The sequence below is a fragment of the Nocardia sp. NPDC057440 genome (assembly GCF_042802915.1).
Classification (GTDB): Bacteria; Actinomycetota; Actinomycetes; order Mycobacteriales; family Mycobacteriaceae; genus Nocardia.
In genome coordinates, this window is the sequence record NZ_JBHVDF010000033.1 from 1 (window position 1) to 17,774 (window position 17,774).

Consider the following 17,774-nt stretch of genomic DNA (forward strand, 5'->3'; position numbering starts at 1 on the left):
GACTTGCGCCTTCGGCGCGTGCGCTTCGACGGCTCGGAAGCGAGACGGGCCGCGAACTCTAGTGCTGGGTCTCGCTTCGCTCGGAAGGTGTCATCGTGCCGAGTGGGGGCGTCGGTAGCGGAACTTGCGACTTCGGTGGATGGTCTTGGGCTGCTGTGGAGTTGGGACGGGGCGGCGAACTCTCGTTCCGGGTCTCGCTGCGCCGGGAAGGTGCCAATGCGCTGAGAAGGGGCGTCGGTGCGGATAGTTGCGACTTCGGCGCGTGTGCTTCAGCTGCTCGGAGGCGAGACCGGCCGCCGCGAACTCCAGGCTCGATCTCACTGCGCGGAAGGCGTCATCGTGCCGAGTGGGAGCGTCGGTAGCGGAACTTGCGACTCCGGTCGATGCGCTTCGGCTGTTGTGGACGGGGACAGGGGCCTCGAACTCCAGTGCCCGATCCCGCTGCGCTCGGAAGGTGCCAACGTGCCGAGAAGGGGCGCCGGTGCCGATAGTCGCCACTTCGTCGCATGGGCTTGGGCTGCTGTGGAGGTGGGGCGGGGGTGCGAACTCCAGTGCTCGGTCTCGCTGCGCTCGAAAGACATCATCGTGCCGAGAGGCGCGCGATACGGATGCTCGCGGCTTTGGTGGATGCACTCCCGTTGCGTGAGGCGGGCGGATGGGGCGTGGAGCGACCTGGGAGGATGTGTCGATGAGTTCCGCTCCATCCGCTCTCGACGACCGTCGTTTCGTGCTCAGCCTCGGCTGCCCGGACCGCCCGGGCATCATCGCTCGAATCACCTCGTTCATCGCCGAGTTCGGCGGGTCGATCGTGGAGGCCGGTTACCACTCCGACGTCGACAGTGGGTGGTTTTTCACCCGGCAGGCGATCAAGGCTTCGACGGTGCCGTTCGGGATCGCGGAGCTGCGGGACCGGTTCGCGGGAGTGGCCGCGGAGCTGGGGCTGGAGACGGAATGGCAGCTGCTCGATTCCGGGGAGCGGCGGCGCGCGGTGCTGCTGGTCAGCAAGGACGGACACTGCCTGCACGATCTGCTCGGCCGCGCCGCGAGCGGTGAGCTGCCCGCCACCATCGAGGCGGTCATCGGCAACCATCCCGACCTGGCAGGCATGACCGAGGCGCACGGCGTGAAGTTCCACTATGTGCCGTTCCCGAAGGACCCGGCCGAACGCGGCCCCGCGTTCGAGGAAGTGCGAGCACTCGTCGACGCGCACGACCCGCACGCGGTCGTGCTCGCCCGATTCATGCAGGTGCTTCCCCCCGAGCTCACCGAGCACTGGGCAGGCCGGGCAATCAATATCCACCACAGCTTCCTGCCGTCGTTCGTCGGCGCCCGCCCCTACCACCAGGCTTTCGCCCGCGGCGTCAAACTGATCGGCGCCACCTGCCACTACGTCACCGCGGAACTGGACGCAGGCCCGATCATCGAACAGGACGTCATCCGCATCGACCACGCTGATGAGGTCCGCGACATGGTCCGCCAGGGCCGCGACATCGAACGCGTAGTCCTGGCGCGCGGCCTGCGCTGGCACCTGGAAGCCCGAGTCCTGGTCCACGGCCGCCGCACAGTCGTCTTCAACTGACCAAAACACCCACTGCCCAACGGCAACCGCCGTCCCCACCCCCTGGCAGCGACTTCACACCTCCCATGACAGGTATGTCGTTGCGGTCCACCCAGTTCCGGCATCGACGTAGTCAAATGGCGGTTTCAGGGTTCGGTTCGAGCCACCATTCGACTACCGTCGATGTCCGGCGGGTGGTCAGCCTACGGCTTCTGCTGGTGTGCGGGCGGATTCGAGGACCTCGGTGAGTTCTTCGTTGAAGCGGGCGTGGGCCTCGGCGTTGCCGAGGTGGCCGGTGTTCAGTACCTCGTATTTGACCAGGCTGCCTGTTTCGCTGAGCATTTCGGCGATCAGCTCCGAGTGGGCGGGTGGTGTCATGTCGTCGAGGGATCCCGCGAGGACGGTTGTGGGCACCACCAGGTTTCGTGCCGATTCGCCGAGGTCCATCTCCGCGAGCAAGATGCCGAACTCGGCGCGCACGCGGGCTGGGCAGGAGCGCACGATGGCCATGCTGAAGTCGATTTCGTCGTCGGTGGCGGCGAGGGTCATGATCTGCCTGGCGAAGAGCCAGCGCACCGGAGCGAGCGGCGGGAAGACGATGGGCGCGCCGAGTCCGAGGCGGCCGATGAAGGCGGGCAAGGGAATCCGGAGCTTCAGCAGCGGGAGCGGTCGGTTGAACAGCGGCACGACCGTGGTCGTTGCGACCAGCCCGTGCGGGGCGGTGTTGGTCAGCAGCACCGCGAGCGCCTGCTCGGCGACCCGCCCGGGATACCGTCCGGCCCAGGCCTGCAGCGTCATTCCGCCGAGGCTGTGCCCGACCAGCACGGCCTTGTGGCCGGGACGCAGGGCGGCCGCGAGGACGGCGGCCAGATCGTCGGCGAGCAGATCGGTGGTCAGCGGGCTGGAACCGAATTCGCTCTCTCCGTGCCCGCGCTGGTCGTAGGCGATCACGCGGTACTCGCCCGCGAACGCGTTGATCTGTGCGTTCCAGTATTCGATGGCGCAGGTCCAGCCGTGCACGAGCACGATCACCTGTCCATCGGCCGGTCCGTATGCGTGCACCCGCAGCTTTGCGCCGTCGGCGGTGGTCACGGGAATCACCTGATGCGCGACGGTCGGCGGGTTCAGCGCCGCGGTCGCATAGGTACGGTTCCGCAGGTTGGCGCGGTGTACGTCGAGCAGGCCCCGGATATGTTCCGGGAGGTTCGCCAACGCAGACGGCAGCATTGCACGCATCGGGACACTCCTTTGTGTTACTGCTCGATACAGTAACCCCGATTCGCGCTGCTAGCTAGAGCTAGCACCAAGAAAGTGCGGCCGCTGCGCCTTCGTCCCCCGGCGCGGGGCTACGGACGGACACCGTCCGACTCTGCCCAATGGCTGCGGAATTCCGCTCTACCAGCGCGGACCGCGCTGAATCTCGTCCACCTTCGGCCGCACATCGGCCAGGTAGATGCCGGTCGCGATGATCGCGATGAGTGCGAGCAAACTCGTGACCGTCAGCGAAAGCAGCAGGAACAACAGCGCCGCGGCGAGGATCGCGATCCAGATCGGCTTGGTCAGCTTGTCCACCGCGGTGAAGGCGTCCGGCCGCTGCCGTATGGCGTGAATCAGCGCGAAGATCGTCGCACCGAGTGCTACCAGCCGCAGCACGAACAAGATCATGCCGGTCAAATCCTGCGCCACATTCACCCCACCCATCATAGAAGCAACGACCCCGCGCACCAGGGGTACGCGGGGTCGTCGATTGTGCGTCAGGCGATTACACCTTCTTGGGAGCAACCTTCTTGGCCGGAGCCTTCTTGGCGGGGGCCTTCTTGGCCGGCGCCTTCGCGGCAACAGGCTCCTCGGCCGCGGCGGGCGCGGTCTCGGTGGTCACCGTCAGCACCTCGGCCTCGACGACCGGCTCGGCGACGACCTCGTCCTCGGCCTCATCCTTGGCCGGACGGCCGAGCAGGTCGTTGACCTTGCCGAGCACGTCCTCCGCGCGGCTGACCGCGTCGGTGTACAGGGTCTCCACGCGCTCGATCTGATCCTCGACCAGGTGGTTGGCGCGCAGCCGCTCGACGGTCTCCTCGCCGCGAACGGCCAGGTCCGCGTACAGGTCGAGGACCTTGGCGTAGTACTTCTCGGCGAGCGTGCGCAGTTCCTCGGGGGTGAACTTCTCGCGGAGCTCGGCGAGGTCCTCCGGCAGTTCCGAAGGCAGCCCGGACAACCGCTCGCGCAGCGTCTCGAACTGGGCCTGCACGTCGGCGGGCACGTTTGCGAAGCGCTCACGAGCCTCTTCGACGCGGCCGGGCACATCGGCGGTGGCGGCACGCTCACGCACCTGAGTGACAGCGTCGAGCACCGCGGCGTAGACCGCGTCGCCCGCGCCGACAGTGGCGAACAGCGGCTTGGTGGTCTGGTTCTTCTCAGTCATTCTTCGTTCTCCTGGCGTGGCGGAGTGTCGGTTGTCGTAAGCGGAACTTCGCTGTCCCATTGATCCCCCCCTGACTCGTTCCCTCCGTTTTCGCGGCGAAACGATTCATAGATGTCCAGCAGGACCTGCTTTTGCCGTTCGCTGATCGACGTATCGGCAAGCAGGGCATCCCGGATCGGACTGTGCGCCCGCTGCTCGAGATAGCCAGCCCGTACGTACAACACCTCCGAGGACACCCGCAGCGCCTTGGCGATCTGCGTGAGTACCTCGGCGGACGGATTGCGCAATCCGCGCTCGATCTGACTGAGATATGGATTGCTCACTCCCGCAAGGGTGGCGAGCTGACGCAGCGAGACTTGCGCAGCTTCTCGCTGTGCCCTGATGAACCCTCCGATGTCGTGCGCCGCGTTCACGACGCGGGCCGCCTTTTCTCCGACGCCTGCCGATTGCTCGGCCGAACTGTCGGTGTACTCGGCGGAAACCTCGGGCTGGTCTGCCATCACTCACCTTCTGGCGGTTGTACGGTGTCAATCCTAAATGAGGGTGCTAACTATTGCAAGCACCCTGTTAGCACTCTTCCAGCAAACATTCGGCGCTCTATGCTTCAGCCGTGGAACAGCAGCTGCGAAATCGTGTAGATCGCAAGCCCTGCCAGCGATCCGACCACCGTTCCGTTGATGCGAATGAATTGCAGATCGCGCCCAACCTGCAATTCGATCTTCTTGCTCGCCTCCTCGGCATCCCACCTGGCAACCGTATCGGTGACCAGGGTCGTGATCTCTCCTGCATAGTTTCCCACCAAATAGCGCGCCCCCCGGTCGATCCAGCCGTCGACCTTTGCGCGCATCTCGTCGTCGTCACGCAGCCGCTCACCGAGCTGCTGCACGTTCTCGGCAACCTTCCTACGCAGCGTACTGCTGGGATCATCCGCTGATTCCAAGATCAGCCGCTTGGCAGCGCGCCAGGTCGCCTCGGCCATGCCGGTGATTTCCTCGCGACCCATCACCTGCGCCTTGATCCGCTCGGCCTTCTTGATCATCGCGTCGTCGTGCTGCAAGTCGTAGGCGAATTCCTCGAGGAACCGATTCGCCGCGAGGCGCACCTCGTGCTCGGGATTCGAACGGACCTTCCAGGTGAACTCGACCAGTTCCCGATAGATCTTTTCTGAAAGCAGAATGTTTACGAATTTCGGCGCCCACTGCGGAGCATCACGCAAAACAATCCGGTCGATCGTCTCCTGGCTGGCCAGCGCCCACTGATGAGCACGCTCGGCAAGCATGTCGAGCAGCGGAAGCTGCCGATTGTCGGCCAGCAGTTCGGCAAGCACCCTGCCGATCGGCGGACCCCACAGCGGTTCGGCGATCCGCTTGACGATCGTGTTGTCGATGATCTGCTCGACGTCCTCGTCACGCAGCACGCCGACTACGGCACGCAGGATGGTCGAACTCTCCTCGGCCACCCGCGCGGCGTGGCCGGAATCCGCCATCCAGCGCCCGACCCGCCAGGAGATCTGCGCCGAGGTCACCTTCGCCGAAACCACGTCCGGAGCAAGAAAGTTCGACCCGACGAAGGAACCCAGACTCGCGCCGAGCTGATCCTTCTTCTTGCGGATGATCGCGGTGTGTGGAATCGGCAGGCCGAGCGGATGCCGGAACAGCGCGGTCACGGCGAACCAATCGGCCAGCGCGCCGACCATGCCCGCCTCCGAGGCCGCGCGCACATAGCCGACCCAGTCGCCACCCGAACCGCGTGATTCCAGCCAACGGCAGAGCAGGTAGATCACCGTCGCAAAGGCCAGCAACCCGGTGGCCAGTGCCTTCATTCGGAACAGGTCCCGCTTCTTGCCCTCCTCGTCCACGAAGGCCGCGAAGGTATTGGGTGCCGCTGCGGCAGGCCGGGTGCGCGTGTCGAGGACCGCGATGTTGCCGGGAGCTTTCTCCATGCCTTCCATTCTGCTGTGCCCGGCGCTCGGCCCGGCCCGGCGCAGCGCAGGCGACGTGTGACGACACACCCGCGCCACGCCCTGTTCCGCTCGGCAAATATGTGGTTCCTGCCGCATCAGCGACCCAAACGCACATCTCACCGGTTGGCTGGACCTAAGCTTGTGGTCCGAGGAGCCCAACGGCTCGAAGCCCGAACCCTACGAACGAGGGAGCTCACGCTGTCCACCGAAGACCTTGTCGACGTCGGCGAGCGCGCCGAGCGACCGGCAGCGGTGCGCACCGGCCGGACGGACGGCCGCAAGCGCCGATGGCGGCAGCACAAGATCGACCGGCGCGAAGAGCTGGTCGACGGGACCCTCGCCGCGATCCGCGCCCGGGGCAGCAATGCGGGCATGGACGAGATCGCCGCCGAGATCGGCGTCTCCAAAACCGTCCTCTACCGATACTTCTCCGATAAGAACGACCTGGTCCACGCCACCATGCAGCGGTTCATCGAAACCACGCTGATGCCGAGGGTCTACGAGGCGATCAGCCTCGACGCCGACGAGTACCAGCTGGTGCGCTCGGCCCTCTCGGCCTACGTCGGCACCGTCGACGAGGACCCCGAGGTCTACCGCTTCATCATGGGCAACGGCTCGGCCGACCAATCCTCGCTCGCGGAGTTCGAGAAGCTCTTCGCGGAAGTCGTCTCCGTGGTCATCACCGACCGCGCCGGCGCGAAGGGCATCGACACCGAAGGCGCCCTGCTGTGGTCCTATGTGCTGGTCGGCGGGATCCAGCTGGCCACCCACTGGTGGACGACCAACAAGTCCATGTCCCGCGAACAGGTCATCGACTACCTCACGATGATGGCCTGGAGCGCCATCGACGGAATGGCGCGGGCCAACGGGTCGCGCGAGGTCTTCAACGCGCAGCCGCATGTGCTGCCGACCTTCGATACCGACTCGGGAAACTGATCAACCGCCCGACTTCGGGCGCCTCCATAGGGTGCTAGCTGGGCCGCTAGCTGAAGTTCACCGCCGTGCTCGACTTTGCGGATTCGTTGGCTAGTCTGAACCCGAGCGGTGCGCCGAGTGGGCTGCGTCACCGCCCCGCGCGTTGGCACCAATGGAGGTACCTCGATGGCGAAGCAAGTGCCGACTTCCCGGCTTGCTCGTGGCACCAAGCTGGGTGCGGTCGCAGCCAGCTCGGTCATCCGGACGCAACGCACGCGGCTATCGATGCGAGGAAGGTCCGACGCCGTGCGGGCCAAAATGGCCGAAGAGTCGATGATCCGCACCACCGAGCAGGTGGTCATGGTCCTGGGGACCATGAAGGGCGTGGCCATGAAACTGGGCCAGATGATGTCCGTGCTCGATCTCGACCTGGTACCCGAAGACCACCGGGAACGCTTCCAGAAGCGCCTCGCCGTCCTGCGCGACGCCGCACCGACGGTGTCGTTCGAATCGATGCGCCGGGTGATCGAGGAAGATTTCGGGCAGCCGCTCCACCGGGTGTTCGCCGAATTCGAATCGACGCCGATCGCGGCGGCCTCCATCGGCCAGGTGTATCGCGGCACGCTGCACGACGGTCGGCGGGTCGCGGTGAAAGTGCAGTACCCCGGCATCGACGCGGCAGTCCGCGCGGATCTCAAGAACCTGGCCATGTTCCGGCGGGTGCTGCAATCGGCGATGCCGTGGGTGACCCCGGCGGTGCTCGACGAACTGCGGCTGAACATGGAGAGCGAGCTCGACTACCAGGCCGAAGCCAACACCCAGCTGCAGATCGCCGAGGTCTACGCGGGCCACCCGTTCATCCGGGTGCCGCGCTCGATGCCGGAACTCAGCACCACCCGGGTCCTGGTCAGCGAATACGTGGAGGGCATTGGCTTCGAAGCCATCCGCAGGCTGCCCGATGCGGAGCGCAACCGGATCGGCGAGATCATCTACCGGTTCTACGTCGGCTCGCTGTTCACCTTCAACGAGTTCTGCGGCGACCCGCATCCGGGCAACGTGCTGCTCGCCACCGACGGCAAGGTCGCGTTCCTGGATTTCGGCCTGTTCAACCGGATGGATGCGGAGCACGTGCGCTTCGAGACGATCTGCCTGCGCGCGGCGGCCGAGGATCGCGCCGAAGACCTGCGGCGGTTGATGATCGAGCGTGGCGTCATCGATTCGCCCGAGGAGATCGGCGCGGAGGAATGTCTGGAATATGTGCTCGCCGCGTCGGAATGGTGCTTGCTCGACGAGGAGCTGACGATCACCCCCGAATTGGCCAGCGGCGCGTTCCTGCTCGCCGTCGACCCCAGGGCCAGCGAGTTCGCCGGGATGAAGCAGCAGAACCTGCCGCCGGAGCATCTGTTCTCGCGCCGCGCCGACTTCCTGACCTTCGGCATGCTCGGGCAACTCGAATGCACCGCGAACTGGCATCGCATTTCCCGCGAGTGGATCTACGACGAACCACCGGTCACCGAACTCGGACAGATTCATCACCAATGGCTCGCCGAGCACCCGCCGGTTCCGCCGAAAAAGCCTCGGGCCCGGGCGAAGAAGCCCGTACGGGACAAGGCATAACGCACACAGCACCGATCGGGAGCAGGTAACGATGGCAGACACACGAGAATTCGACCTCACGCTATTCGGCGCAACAGGTTTCGTCGGCAAGCTCACCGCGGAGTACCTGGCAGGCGCCGCGCCCGAGTCGGCGCGCATCGCACTGGCCGGGCGATCGCTGGACAAGCTGACGAAGGTGCGCGATGAAATCGGCCCCGCCGCCGCGGGCTGGGAACTGGTCGTGGCCGATTCCACCGATCAAGCCGCACTCGATGCGCTGGCCGCGCGGACCACCGTCGTGGTCACCACCGTCGGTCCGTACTTGCGCTACGGCCTGCCATTGGTGGCCGCCTGCGCGAAGGCGGGCACCCACTATGCCGACCTCACCGGCGAGCCGCTGTTCATCAGGGACGCGATCGATCAGTTCCACGAGCAGGCCGCGACCACCGGCGCGAAGATCGTGAATTCCTGCGGCTACGACTCGATTCCGTCGGATATCAGCGTGTACCAGCTCTACAAGCATTCGGTCGCCGACAACACCGGCGAACTGGAGGAGACCACGCTCGTCGCCTGGCTCAAGGGCGGCGCGAGCGGCGGCACCATCGACTCCGGCCGCGCGATGATGGAAGCCATCGCCGAAGACCCGTCCAAAGGCCGAGTGCTGTCGCACCCGTACTCGCTGAGCCCCGACAAGTCGATGGATCCCGATGTGGGCCGCCAGTCCGATCAGGCCTTGCAGCGGGCAAGCAGCATCGACCCGAGCCTGGACGGTTGGGTCGCGACCTTCATCATGGGCTCGCACAACACCAAGATCGTCCGCCGCACCAACGGCCTGCTCGGCTGGGTGTACGGCAAGAACTTCCGCTACCGCGAGGTGATGAGCGCGGGCAAATCTCCGGTCGCTCCGCTGGTCGCGGCGGGCATGGCGGGCGGCATCGTGGCCACCATGGCGGCGGGCGCGGTGCTGTCGCGAGTCGCGGTGGGCCGCAAGCTGCTGGACCGGGTGCTGCCGAAGCCCGGCACCGGGCCGAGCGAAAAAGCCCGCACCAGTGGGTGGTTCACCATGAAGACCTTCGCGCGCACCTCTTCGGGGGCCAAATACGTCGCGACCTTCGCGGGCACCGGCGACCCCGGCTACCAGGCGACCGCGGTGATGCTCGGCGAAGCGGGCCTGTGCCTGGCCTTCGACAGCGACAAGCAGCCCGAACTGGCAGGGATTCTCACCCCCGCGGCGGCCATGGGTGACGCACTCACCGATCGGCTGCGCGCGGCAGGGATCACCATCGAGGTCGACCGAACCTGATTTCCCTTGCGGCGGGCGGTGATCGAGACATGGTCACCGCCCGGACCGCCTATTCCGACTCCCCGATGACGAGGAGCGCCCATGGAATTCCAGCAGATTCAGCGCGGCCGTCCTCGATCAGACATCGCATCGATAGCGACCGAACCGAGGATGCCCCCGTGAATCTCGCCAGACGCACCATGAACGCCCCCGCGCTGGCGGCGGTATACGAAAGAGCCTGGCGGCCAGCCCTTTTCTATCTGGCCAGCGGCCGCACCACCGCCGCCGACCGCCGCGACGCCGTCACCGCCCTGCACCTCGAAGGCTCCAAGAAAGTCCTCGACATCGCCTGCGGCCCAGGCAATTTCACCCAACATTTGAGCAGCGCACTCGGCGGCGACGGGTACGCGATCGGCCTCGACTACTCCGCCCCGATGCTCGCCCGCGCCGTCACCGACAACGCGGGCCCCCGCGTCGGCTACCTTCGCGGCGACGCCCGCCGGCTCCCCTTCGCCGACGGCGCCTTCGACGCCGTCTGCTGCTTCGGCGCCCTCTACCTCATTCCCGACCCGATCGCCGCCACCCGCGAAATGATCCGCGTCCTGGCACCCGGCGGCCGGATAGCCATCACCACCAGCCACCGGGCCGACAACCCGTTCGGCCACGCCAGCCGCATTGTGGGCGGCTGGAGCGGCCTGCGCGTCTTCGACAATGACATCTTCCCGAAGTTGTTCGCCACGAACGGATTAGTAGATATCGACCAGCGGGTGCACCGCCTGCTGCAGTACGTGAGCGCCAGTCGCCCGGAGTGAGTCGGGCTGCTCGCACTGGTCGGGCACGCGGAAACTCGGTGCTGTGGTCCGCTATCCGGACATACTGAACTCACCGTTCTCGTTGATGCTCCCCGGTAGCCACTGGCTTTGCGCCAGTGCCTCGAGAACGCAGGTCACCAACAACTTGCGGCCACGCTGGCTCACCGTGTACTCGAGCGTCGGGTGTGATTCGTGGCTTCGAATCATGGTGTTGTTCGCCTGCCGCGGGTTGGGCTCCGACAGCAGCCAGAAAAGCTCGGGCCCGATCAGAATCGATTGCCCACCGCTCTCGTGGAACCATCGACTGGAATATTCGATCAACAGATCGGTGAACGCTTCCGCGCTATCCGCCGCTTCGGTGAGCTGATTCAAAGCTGTGGATCGGTCGACGGTACTGAGGATGACCGCCGCCAATCGGCCTCCTACTTCCCGGAACTGATCAATACCCTGGTCCTGCCAAACGATAAAAGGCATGGCTACTCCATCGAAGAATTCGAGCATGACTGAAGTATTCGAACTCGTACGATCACGCACGGACTGATGCCGGGACCAGGTGTCGGCCCTCGGACGCCTTGATCGAGGTGATCTTAGCCTGCACCGGCTGTTCGGTGGTGAACGGCACGGCGATCAGTTCGGTATTCGGGACGATGTCGATCGGGTCGAGCCGCATCGGCGCCGTTTCGGCTTCGGTATCGGACTTGGTCGACGCCGACACGCTGGAGCGCCGCGGCGCGGTAGCGAGTTCGGCGCGTCCGTCCGCGGGTCCCTGCTCCCACAGCATCAGCGTGAGATGCACTGCGAACAGCAGCGCAAGGGGCATACCCGCGTAAATGGCCACCGACACTGTGCCACCGCCGATCTCGCGCGCGTACTCGATGTTCCCGGCAACCGATACCAGTGTCGACAGCACGAACAGCCCCGTCGCGTACCACCAGCCCGCACTCAATTTCCTGAACGAAGCGGTGGCGATCATGGAACCGATCACCAGACCGTCGATCGCGATCGGCACGTTCGAGGCTAGTTCAGGTAGAACGTGGTTTGTGATGGCTAGACCATGCAAAGCGGCAAAGGACATTTCGAATGCCTTGACCGCCACGACAGCAGTGACAACCAGCGACGCATGCGCTGGACGCGGCTTGAGCCAGCGCCGCCAGTTCGCAATGGACGCACCGGACATTGGTGCGGGTGTTCCGTCGAATTCCTCCGCCATCACAGGTGTGATCGTCGTCATGGTGGGGAGCGTAGCGTGTACGTCGTCGTGCACATCGAGGCCATGGGGCAATACATACCGAGCCGCCCCCGAACGAGAACGATGGGCCGATGGCGATCCCGCACCAATCGACGCCGCCCCCGGGCTGACCGGTAAAGATTGTCCCGAGAGGCGAGCTCGCCTTTCCGAACCCACGGCGGTCCAGTCTCGGTTGCCCTCGAAGGGTTTTGCCCGAGGCAGCGCCGGGCGTGTCATGCGCGGTAGGGAAATGTCGATTGCAGACAATTTGCTGCATGTCATTTCACCACCGCCACAAAGCAATTCGGAGGTAGTTGCGGCTCAGTCGGGCTCAGGCAGTGGCGCGGCGCCGAGGTCGACCATGCGGCGGAGCATCTCCGGCGCCAGGGCGAATTCGAATTCACTTCCGCCGCTTTCGAAGATGAATGTGAGGTAGTCGTCTCGACGCAAGGGTGCACGACGGACGGAGCAGTGCTCCCCTACGACTACCCAGCTACCGATGGTCAGTTGATCGAACATCGCGCCCTCCCACCCATTGGCCTATGCCACTCCCGACAAGTGGACTATGCCAGTTGTGCGGGGTGGCTGTCAATGCAGAAACAGGCTACGAGCGGGTGGAATACTCCTGCTGGAACTCCCAGCGGTCAGGCGGGTAGACCACCTCGTCGAATTGCAGGACGGCGTCATCGGCCTCGTGCAGCGCCAACCGGTAGACGAGCACCGCGGCCGGACGGGACAGGGCGAAGTGGCGACGTTCGTCGGCCGTGGCAAGACGCGCGCTCACCCGATCGCGGGCATACGACACGCGATGGTCGGTGACGGACTCGAGATACCCGACAGTGCCACCCGCCAGCCGCTCGGCGTCGAGCAGCCCCGGTGCGATCTCGGCGAGCGCGGCCGAAAACCAGGATGTCGCGAGCTCGGCCACACCGGAATCGTTGGACACCAACCGCTTCCGGACGAGTACCGAACCGCCTACCGCCACCGCGAGGCCTTCGCGAACCCATACCGGCCCATCGACCATCCCGGCTTCCAACACGGTCACCGACGCGTTCTCGGAGTACGCCGAACCGTATTGCCGCGCCCGATCACCCCGCTCCCGCGCTGCGGGCAGCGCACTGCGATCGACCACATACGTGCCGGATCCGCGCCGCGACTCGACAATCCCCCGCTGCCGCAACTCATTCAACGCCCGCGCCGCCGTGGGGCGCGCGACATGCCAGCTCACCGCGAGCTCCCGCTCGGACGGCACTTCGGCGCCGGGAGCCAGTTCGCCGCGCTCGATCTGATTGCGGATATACCCCGAGATCTGGAGATATTTCGGGAGTACTTCTTCGATTTCGGGCACCGGACGCCTTCCCCTTCGAAACCTCCCTAGACCACTGGCCAGTGTAGCCGGACAGGCGTGCCACACATCACACTGCGCTGTGCGGCAGACCGCAAGAAAGGTGGCCACCCCGTGACTTACCGACCGGTAGAGTGCGAAACCAGTATGTGCGGTGGGTGTGGACCGGCACGTGCGGTGGGTGTGGACCGAACAGAAGGGGGCGACCCAGATGGCGGTACCGGATACCGGGCAGCGGATGGCCAGGCAACTCTACGCGGCGGCCACCGGTGGCGGCGGCAAGCCGTTCGTGCTTGCCGAAGACGTCGCCGAGAACCTCGCCGCGGCCTGCGACAAACTGGTCGATGATCTGCAAAAGGCCATGGGCACAGGACATCTCGTCACCGAGATCGCGGGCCTCCCGAATCTGCCGACAGGACATGGCCTTACGCGCGGTTTCGGCGACAAGGGCAGGCAATACCTGGACACGGTGACCGCCCTCCAGGAAACAGCTCTGCTGTACAAGGCCGCATACCTGGCGGCAGGCAAGAAGTTCGAGGACGCCGACGCCGCGAACAAGGCGGCCCTCGCACTGGTCACCGAATACCTGGAGCCACGGTGACCGCGCCGCGGGATGCGGCCAGAGCGGCCGCCGCCGACATCCGCACCCGGCAGCAGCTGCTGACGAAGGACGCCGCAACAGCAAGCGCCGGAACAGATCCCGCATTCGCCCCCGAACGGGAGCGGTTCGGCGCCTACACCCATCGCGAGATCTGGGATCTCGTGCACGAGACCCTGGATCCGGCCGCACTCGGCGAGGTCGCGGCTGGATGGGAGTCCAACGCCGTCGCGCTCGCCGAGGCATTCCAGATCTTCTCCGACGCCGCCAACCGCGAATTCGCACGCTGGTCCGGCCGATCGGCCGACGCCGCACTGCAGGCCACCCGCGCATTCGTACAGGCCGGCATCGAAGCGCACGAGGTGTGCCGGACGGTGCAGCGCTTGATGGAGCTGAATTGCGAAGCTGCGCAGACCATTCGGGCTGCCATACCACCGCCGAAGGAGTACCGTCCGCTGGAGGACCCGGCCGCGGAGGCCGTGCACGGGGGTCAGCGCAGAATGGAACACGACATCGCGGCTGCCACGACCCAGGCCGACGTCCAGGACACGATGACTTACGTCTACACCCCGACCATGCCGGCCTCCGGCGACCGCGTCCCCCGCTTCACGCTCCCGCCAGAGGTGCCCTCGGGCTCGGCTGACGGCACCCCAGCCCGGCCCACCTCCGTCGGCGGGGGCGGCGCGCAGTGAAATGGATTCTCACTCCGGACGAATTCACCCACGTCTGGGAAAACGAAACGAGCCTGGACCGTCGGCCCTACCCCGTCAACATGATGCCCGCGGCCACCACCCGCACCGAAAGCGAATACGCCGCACTGCGATTGCCGCAGCGCTTCGCCCGCCAAGCCGATCCTGACCTCGCCGCCGCGCTCATGATGTGCGCCCGCACCGACGCGACAACCATCACCGTCTCCGGCGAGCGCACCGTCGCGCCGCGCGACGGTGGTGCCGGCGACACCGACCCGATCCTCGCCTTCGCCGCTGTGGTGCACAATCACGCGGGCATCCTGGTCGCTACCTCCGACAAGGTGATCGTGCAGATGTGCCACGCCCGCACTCTCGGCCAGCGCCTGGTCCAGATCATCGGCCCGGCGCAAGCGGGCAGGCTCGGCCCGATGCGGGAGCCACAGGACGCGGTGCTGAGCCCGGATCGCACCGAGCCCTTCGTCACCAACGGCCACCACGGCGCCGCGCGTTTCCGCCAAACGCTCCGAAAACCGGTCGATGGCCGCGGTTTCCTCACCGTGACCGTGGAGCCCGACCATCCCATGTCCCCGCCGACCCGCCACCGCAGCTGGCTCGACTTCACCGGCGACGGCCGCTACCTGCTCGCCTCCTCCAACGACCTGGTGCTCACCCCCGTCTCCGACGAGGATTTCGCCGACCAGATCCTGCGCCTCGCGCAGATCCGCTGACAGCCGCGGCGACTGCTTGCCGGGTTGCTCGAAACAACACCGTGGCCACTACTGGCAAGTCGCTGGATCAATGGGTCCCGATCCGACACGAGCTGAGCCGACGACCCGTTATCGGGAGCTCACCGTGGTTAGCTGGACCGATGGCGAAGCACTGGTCTCTTCCGCCCACCGACGCCCTGCGGGCCGATGGCCTGCGGATCGCTGATCTGGACACCTCCGGCACGCCCGGATTCAAGGGCGACAAGAAGACGGCCGCCATATTGCAGGCCGAACGCGCCGAAGTCCTGTCGGGCCTGCAGGAAAAGCTGTATGCCAACGGTCGTTCCGGCGACTCCCGCAATGTCTTGCTGGTGCTGCAGGGCATGGACACCGCGGGCAAGGGCGGCATCGTCCGGCACGTCATCGGCTCGGTGGACCCGCAGGGTGTCGATCACGCCTCGTTCGGGGTGCCGACCGAGGAGGAGAAGCAGCACCATTACCTGTGGCGCATCCGCACGGCGCTCCCGCGCGCCGGCCAACTCGGCGTGTTCGACCGTTCGCATTACGAGGACGTGCTCGTCGTGCGGGTGCACAACCTGGTGCCGCCGCAGGTATGGGAACCGCGCTACGACGAGATCAACGCCTTCGAACAAGAGCTGGTCGACCAGGGCACCACGCTGGTGAAGGTAGCCATGTTCGTGTCGCTGGACGAGCAGAAGCGACGGCTCATGGAACGCCTCGAGCGACCGGACAAATACTGGAAGTTCAACCCCTCCGATATCGACGAGCGCGCCTACTGGCCGGCCTACCAAGAGGCCTACCAGGTGATGCTGGATCGGACCTCGACCGAGTTCGCGCCGTGGCACGTGATTCCCGCCGACCGCAAATGGTTCTCCCGCCTCGCGGTCACCGAGCTGCTCATCGATGCACTCGACCAGCTGAAACTGGACTGGCCGACCGCCAAATTCGAAGTCGAGGAGCAGAAACGCCGCCTCGAACAGGCCTGACCGCTTCGCCGCATGCGACTGCCAACATAGGGCTTCACACGGCCTGCCTGTCCGAAATTTCGGAATCTCTCAGGTTCACCCACGATGATGTGGGCCGTGCCAGACCACGCCCGGCAGAGCTTCGGAACTACCATCGTGGCGGCAGGAAACCGGCAGGCTAGCGAAAGGCGTGGTGAACGCACGGTGAGCAACAACCCTGGTGGCAAGAAGAATCCGTTGGCGGCGGCGGAGCGCGCCGACCGCAACCGCAAGATCTTCATTCAGGTCGGCGTTGCAGTCGTGCTGATCGGTCTCGTCGCGGCCATCGGCATCGGCATCGCGGTGAAGAACAATCGTAAGAACGCGCCCGGCGCCACCCCGGCCATCGCGACCTCCGGCCAGAGTTCCGGCGCGGTCCAGGGCTCCATCACCGACAACGGCGCGATCCGCATCGGCAAGCCGGACGCCAAGGTCACCGTCCGCGTGGTCGCCGACCTGCAGTGCCCGGCGTGCAAGGGCTTCGAGGCCGCCAACTCCAAGGTGCTCGAGGATGCCGTCGGCAATGGCACGGCCGTGGTCGAATACAACGTGATCGCCTTCTTGGACAAGGCATCCACGACCCAGTACTCCTCACGCGCGGCGAACGCGTCGTATTGCGTCGCCGAGTCCGATCCGTCGAAGTACCTGCCCTGGCTGGCCGCGATGTTCGCCCAGCAGCCCGCCGAGGGCGGCACCGGCCTGCCCGACGAGAAGCTGATCCAGATCGCCAAGGACGCCGGTTACACCGATCCGGCCGTTGCCCAGTGCATCACCGATCGCAAGTACGACAAGTACATCCAGGACAAGACCAAGGACGTGCTCGGCAGCGGGATCAAGTCCACCCCGTCGGTGTTCGTCAACGGTAAGCAGATCGACTCCAGCCAGGAGATCTTCGGACCGGGCGGACTCGCACCCGCGATTGCCGCCGCAGCGGGTCAGTGAACGACGCAGCAGCGGCTCGGTCCGCGTGGGTGCTGCTGATCGGCGGGCTCGCCGGTTGGCTCGCCTCGGTCACGCTGACCGTCGAGCGCTTCAAGCTGTTCACCGATCCCGATTACAAGCCGTCCTGCAGCATCAACCCCATTCTGTCCTGCGGGTCGGTGATGGCGACCGATCAGGCTGCCGCGTTCGGGTTCCCGAACCCGATCATCGGCATCGTCGGCTTCTCCGTGGTGGTGACTCTCGGCGTCCTCGCGGTCGCCGGGGTGCGGTTTCCGCGCTGGATCTGGGGCGGGCTGTGGCTCGGCACCGTGCTCGGTGTCGCCTTCATCGGCTGGCTGATCTTCCAGAGCCTGTACCGGATCAATGCGCTGTGCCCGTACTGCATGGTGGTGTGGGCGATCATCACACCGCTGCTCGCGGTGGTCACCGACCAACTGTGGGGCCGCTCGCGCGGACCGCTCGGCATCATCGCGGAGTGGCGGTGGACGTTTGTGGCGGTGTTCTACGCGGTGGTGCTGCTACTGGTGTTCCTGCGTTTCCAGGACTACTGGCTGTCTCTGGTCTGAATTCGATAGTCCGGCAAGTCGATTCGAGGGGGCGCCGCCCCCGCCCCCCGGGCCGCGGGGGTGTAGGGGGGGGGGGCGATAGGCGGGCCCCCCCCGCACCACACCCCGGAGGAGGGCGGGGAGGGG

20 protein-coding genes are annotated in these 17,774 nt (G+C 65.8%); 11 read left to right on the plus strand and 9 right to left on the minus strand.

The genetic code is table 11. The features are described from left to right. Nucleotides 1-688 precede the first annotated feature (688 nt). The gene (gene purU, locus ACFU4Z_RS35735) at nt 689-1,579 is read left to right on the plus strand and encodes a formyltetrahydrofolate deformylase (RefSeq protein ID WP_379072633.1); all 891 of its coding nucleotides are present in this window, start codon (nt 689-691) and stop codon (nt 1,577-1,579) included. 177 nt (nt 1,580-1,756) lie between these two features. Here purU and ACFU4Z_RS35740 read toward each other — a convergent pair whose 3' ends face one another. From ACFU4Z_RS35740 to ACFU4Z_RS35760, 5 genes are all read right to left on the minus strand, one after another. Then, nucleotides 1,757-2,794 (minus strand): alpha/beta fold hydrolase, encoded by a 1,038-nt coding sequence (locus tag ACFU4Z_RS35740; RefSeq protein ID WP_379072636.1) that lies wholly within the window; start codon nt 2,792-2,794, stop codon nt 1,757-1,759. 159 nt (nt 2,795-2,953) lie between these two features. Then, the gene (locus ACFU4Z_RS35745) at nt 2,954-3,259 is read right to left on the minus strand and encodes a DUF2516 family protein (protein ID WP_328412448.1); all 306 of its coding nucleotides are present in this window, start codon (nt 3,257-3,259) and stop codon (nt 2,954-2,956) included. Between the two features lie 61 nt (nt 3,260-3,320). Further along, nucleotides 3,321-3,980 (minus strand): heparin-binding hemagglutinin, encoded by a 660-nt coding sequence (locus ACFU4Z_RS35750; RefSeq protein WP_379072638.1) that lies wholly within the window; start codon nt 3,978-3,980, stop codon nt 3,321-3,323. Further along, on the minus strand, nt 3,977-4,480 hold the full coding sequence (locus ACFU4Z_RS35755; protein WP_379072640.1) for a helix-turn-helix domain-containing protein: 504 nt from the start codon (nt 4,478-4,480) through the stop codon (nt 3,977-3,979). The genes ACFU4Z_RS35750 and ACFU4Z_RS35755 overlap by 4 nt, the downstream gene beginning before the upstream one ends. A 104-nt stretch (nt 4,481-4,584) precedes the next feature. Next, on the minus strand, nt 4,585-5,922 hold the full coding sequence (locus ACFU4Z_RS35760) for a DUF445 domain-containing protein (protein ID WP_379072691.1): 1,338 nt from the start codon (nt 5,920-5,922) through the stop codon (nt 4,585-4,587). Between the two features lie 273 nt (nt 5,923-6,195). Between ACFU4Z_RS35760 and ACFU4Z_RS35765 the strand changes: the two genes are divergently transcribed. The 4 genes from ACFU4Z_RS35765 (at nt 6,196) to ACFU4Z_RS35780 (ending at nt 10,548) form a co-directional block, all read left to right on the plus strand. After that, nucleotides 6,196-6,879 (plus strand): TetR/AcrR family transcriptional regulator, encoded by a 684-nt coding sequence (locus tag ACFU4Z_RS35765; RefSeq protein WP_379072693.1) that lies wholly within the window; start codon nt 6,196-6,198, stop codon nt 6,877-6,879. A 165-nt stretch (nt 6,880-7,044) separates the two neighbouring features. Next, nucleotides 7,045-8,475 (plus strand): ABC1 kinase family protein, encoded by a 1,431-nt coding sequence (locus tag ACFU4Z_RS35770; RefSeq protein WP_379072642.1) that lies wholly within the window; start codon nt 7,045-7,047, stop codon nt 8,473-8,475. Between the two features lie 31 nt (nt 8,476-8,506). Further along, nucleotides 8,507-9,757 (plus strand): saccharopine dehydrogenase family protein, encoded by a 1,251-nt coding sequence (locus ACFU4Z_RS35775; RefSeq protein ID WP_379072644.1) that lies wholly within the window; start codon nt 8,507-8,509, stop codon nt 9,755-9,757. A 158-nt stretch (nt 9,758-9,915) separates the two neighbouring features. Beyond that, complete coding sequence (locus ACFU4Z_RS35780) at nt 9,916-10,548, plus strand: class I SAM-dependent methyltransferase (protein WP_379072646.1); 633 nt, start codon at nt 9,916-9,918, stop codon at nt 10,546-10,548. Nucleotides 10,549-10,599: 51 nt separating this feature from the next. On the opposite strand, the gene ACFU4Z_RS35785 is transcribed toward ACFU4Z_RS35780, so the two are convergent. The 4 genes from ACFU4Z_RS35785 to ACFU4Z_RS35800 all read right to left on the minus strand — a co-directional run bounded on the left by ACFU4Z_RS35785 (nt 10,600) and on the right by ACFU4Z_RS35800 (nt 13,124). Then, on the minus strand, nt 10,600-11,049 hold the full coding sequence (locus tag ACFU4Z_RS35785) for a hypothetical protein (RefSeq protein ID WP_379072648.1): 450 nt from the start codon (nt 11,047-11,049) through the stop codon (nt 10,600-10,602). A gap of 25 nt (nt 11,050-11,074) precedes the next feature. Beyond that, nucleotides 11,075-12,058, minus strand: coding sequence for a DUF2637 domain-containing protein (locus ACFU4Z_RS35790; RefSeq protein ID WP_379072650.1), 984 nt, complete (start codon nt 12,056-12,058; stop codon nt 11,075-11,077). A 39-nt stretch (nt 12,059-12,097) separates the two neighbouring features. Beyond that, entirely contained in the window at nt 12,098-12,295 is a 198-nt protein-coding gene (locus tag ACFU4Z_RS35795; RefSeq protein ID WP_379072652.1) for a hypothetical protein, read from the minus strand. 85 nt (nt 12,296-12,380) lie between these two features. Then, the gene (locus ACFU4Z_RS35800) at nt 12,381-13,124 is read right to left on the minus strand and encodes a GntR family transcriptional regulator (RefSeq protein ID WP_379072654.1); all 744 of its coding nucleotides are present in this window, start codon (nt 13,122-13,124) and stop codon (nt 12,381-12,383) included. A gap of 208 nt (nt 13,125-13,332) precedes the next feature. On the opposite strand from ACFU4Z_RS35800, the gene ACFU4Z_RS35805 reads away from it, so the two are divergent. The 6 genes from ACFU4Z_RS35805 to ACFU4Z_RS35830 all read left to right on the plus strand — a co-directional run bounded on the left by ACFU4Z_RS35805 (nt 13,333) and on the right by ACFU4Z_RS35830 (nt 17,648). Continuing rightward, a complete protein-coding gene (locus tag ACFU4Z_RS35805) occupies nt 13,333-13,722 on the plus strand; it encodes a hypothetical protein (RefSeq protein WP_379072656.1) in 390 nt (129 codons plus the stop codon). After that, nucleotides 13,719-14,411, plus strand: a complete 693-nt coding sequence (locus ACFU4Z_RS35810) for a hypothetical protein (RefSeq protein ID WP_379072658.1) — start codon at nt 13,719-13,721, stop codon at nt 14,409-14,411. Before ACFU4Z_RS35805 ends, ACFU4Z_RS35810 begins: the two co-directional genes overlap by 4 nt. Further along, the gene (locus ACFU4Z_RS35815; protein ID WP_379072660.1) at nt 14,408-15,136 is read left to right on the plus strand and encodes an ESX secretion-associated protein EspG; all 729 of its coding nucleotides are present in this window, start codon (nt 14,408-14,410) and stop codon (nt 15,134-15,136) included. Before ACFU4Z_RS35810 ends, ACFU4Z_RS35815 begins: the two co-directional genes overlap by 4 nt. A 140-nt stretch (nt 15,137-15,276) precedes the next feature. After that, nucleotides 15,277-16,122, plus strand: a complete 846-nt coding sequence (locus ACFU4Z_RS35820; RefSeq protein ID WP_379072662.1) for a polyphosphate kinase 2 family protein — start codon at nt 15,277-15,279, stop codon at nt 16,120-16,122. 183 nt (nt 16,123-16,305) lie between these two features. After that, the gene (locus ACFU4Z_RS35825; RefSeq protein WP_379072664.1) at nt 16,306-17,082 is read left to right on the plus strand and encodes a DsbA family protein; all 777 of its coding nucleotides are present in this window, start codon (nt 16,306-16,308) and stop codon (nt 17,080-17,082) included. Next, entirely contained in the window at nt 17,079-17,648 is a 570-nt protein-coding gene (locus tag ACFU4Z_RS35830) for a vitamin K epoxide reductase family protein (protein WP_379072666.1), read from the plus strand. The genes ACFU4Z_RS35825 and ACFU4Z_RS35830 overlap by 4 nt, the downstream gene beginning before the upstream one ends. Nucleotides 17,649-17,774 lie beyond the last annotated feature (126 nt).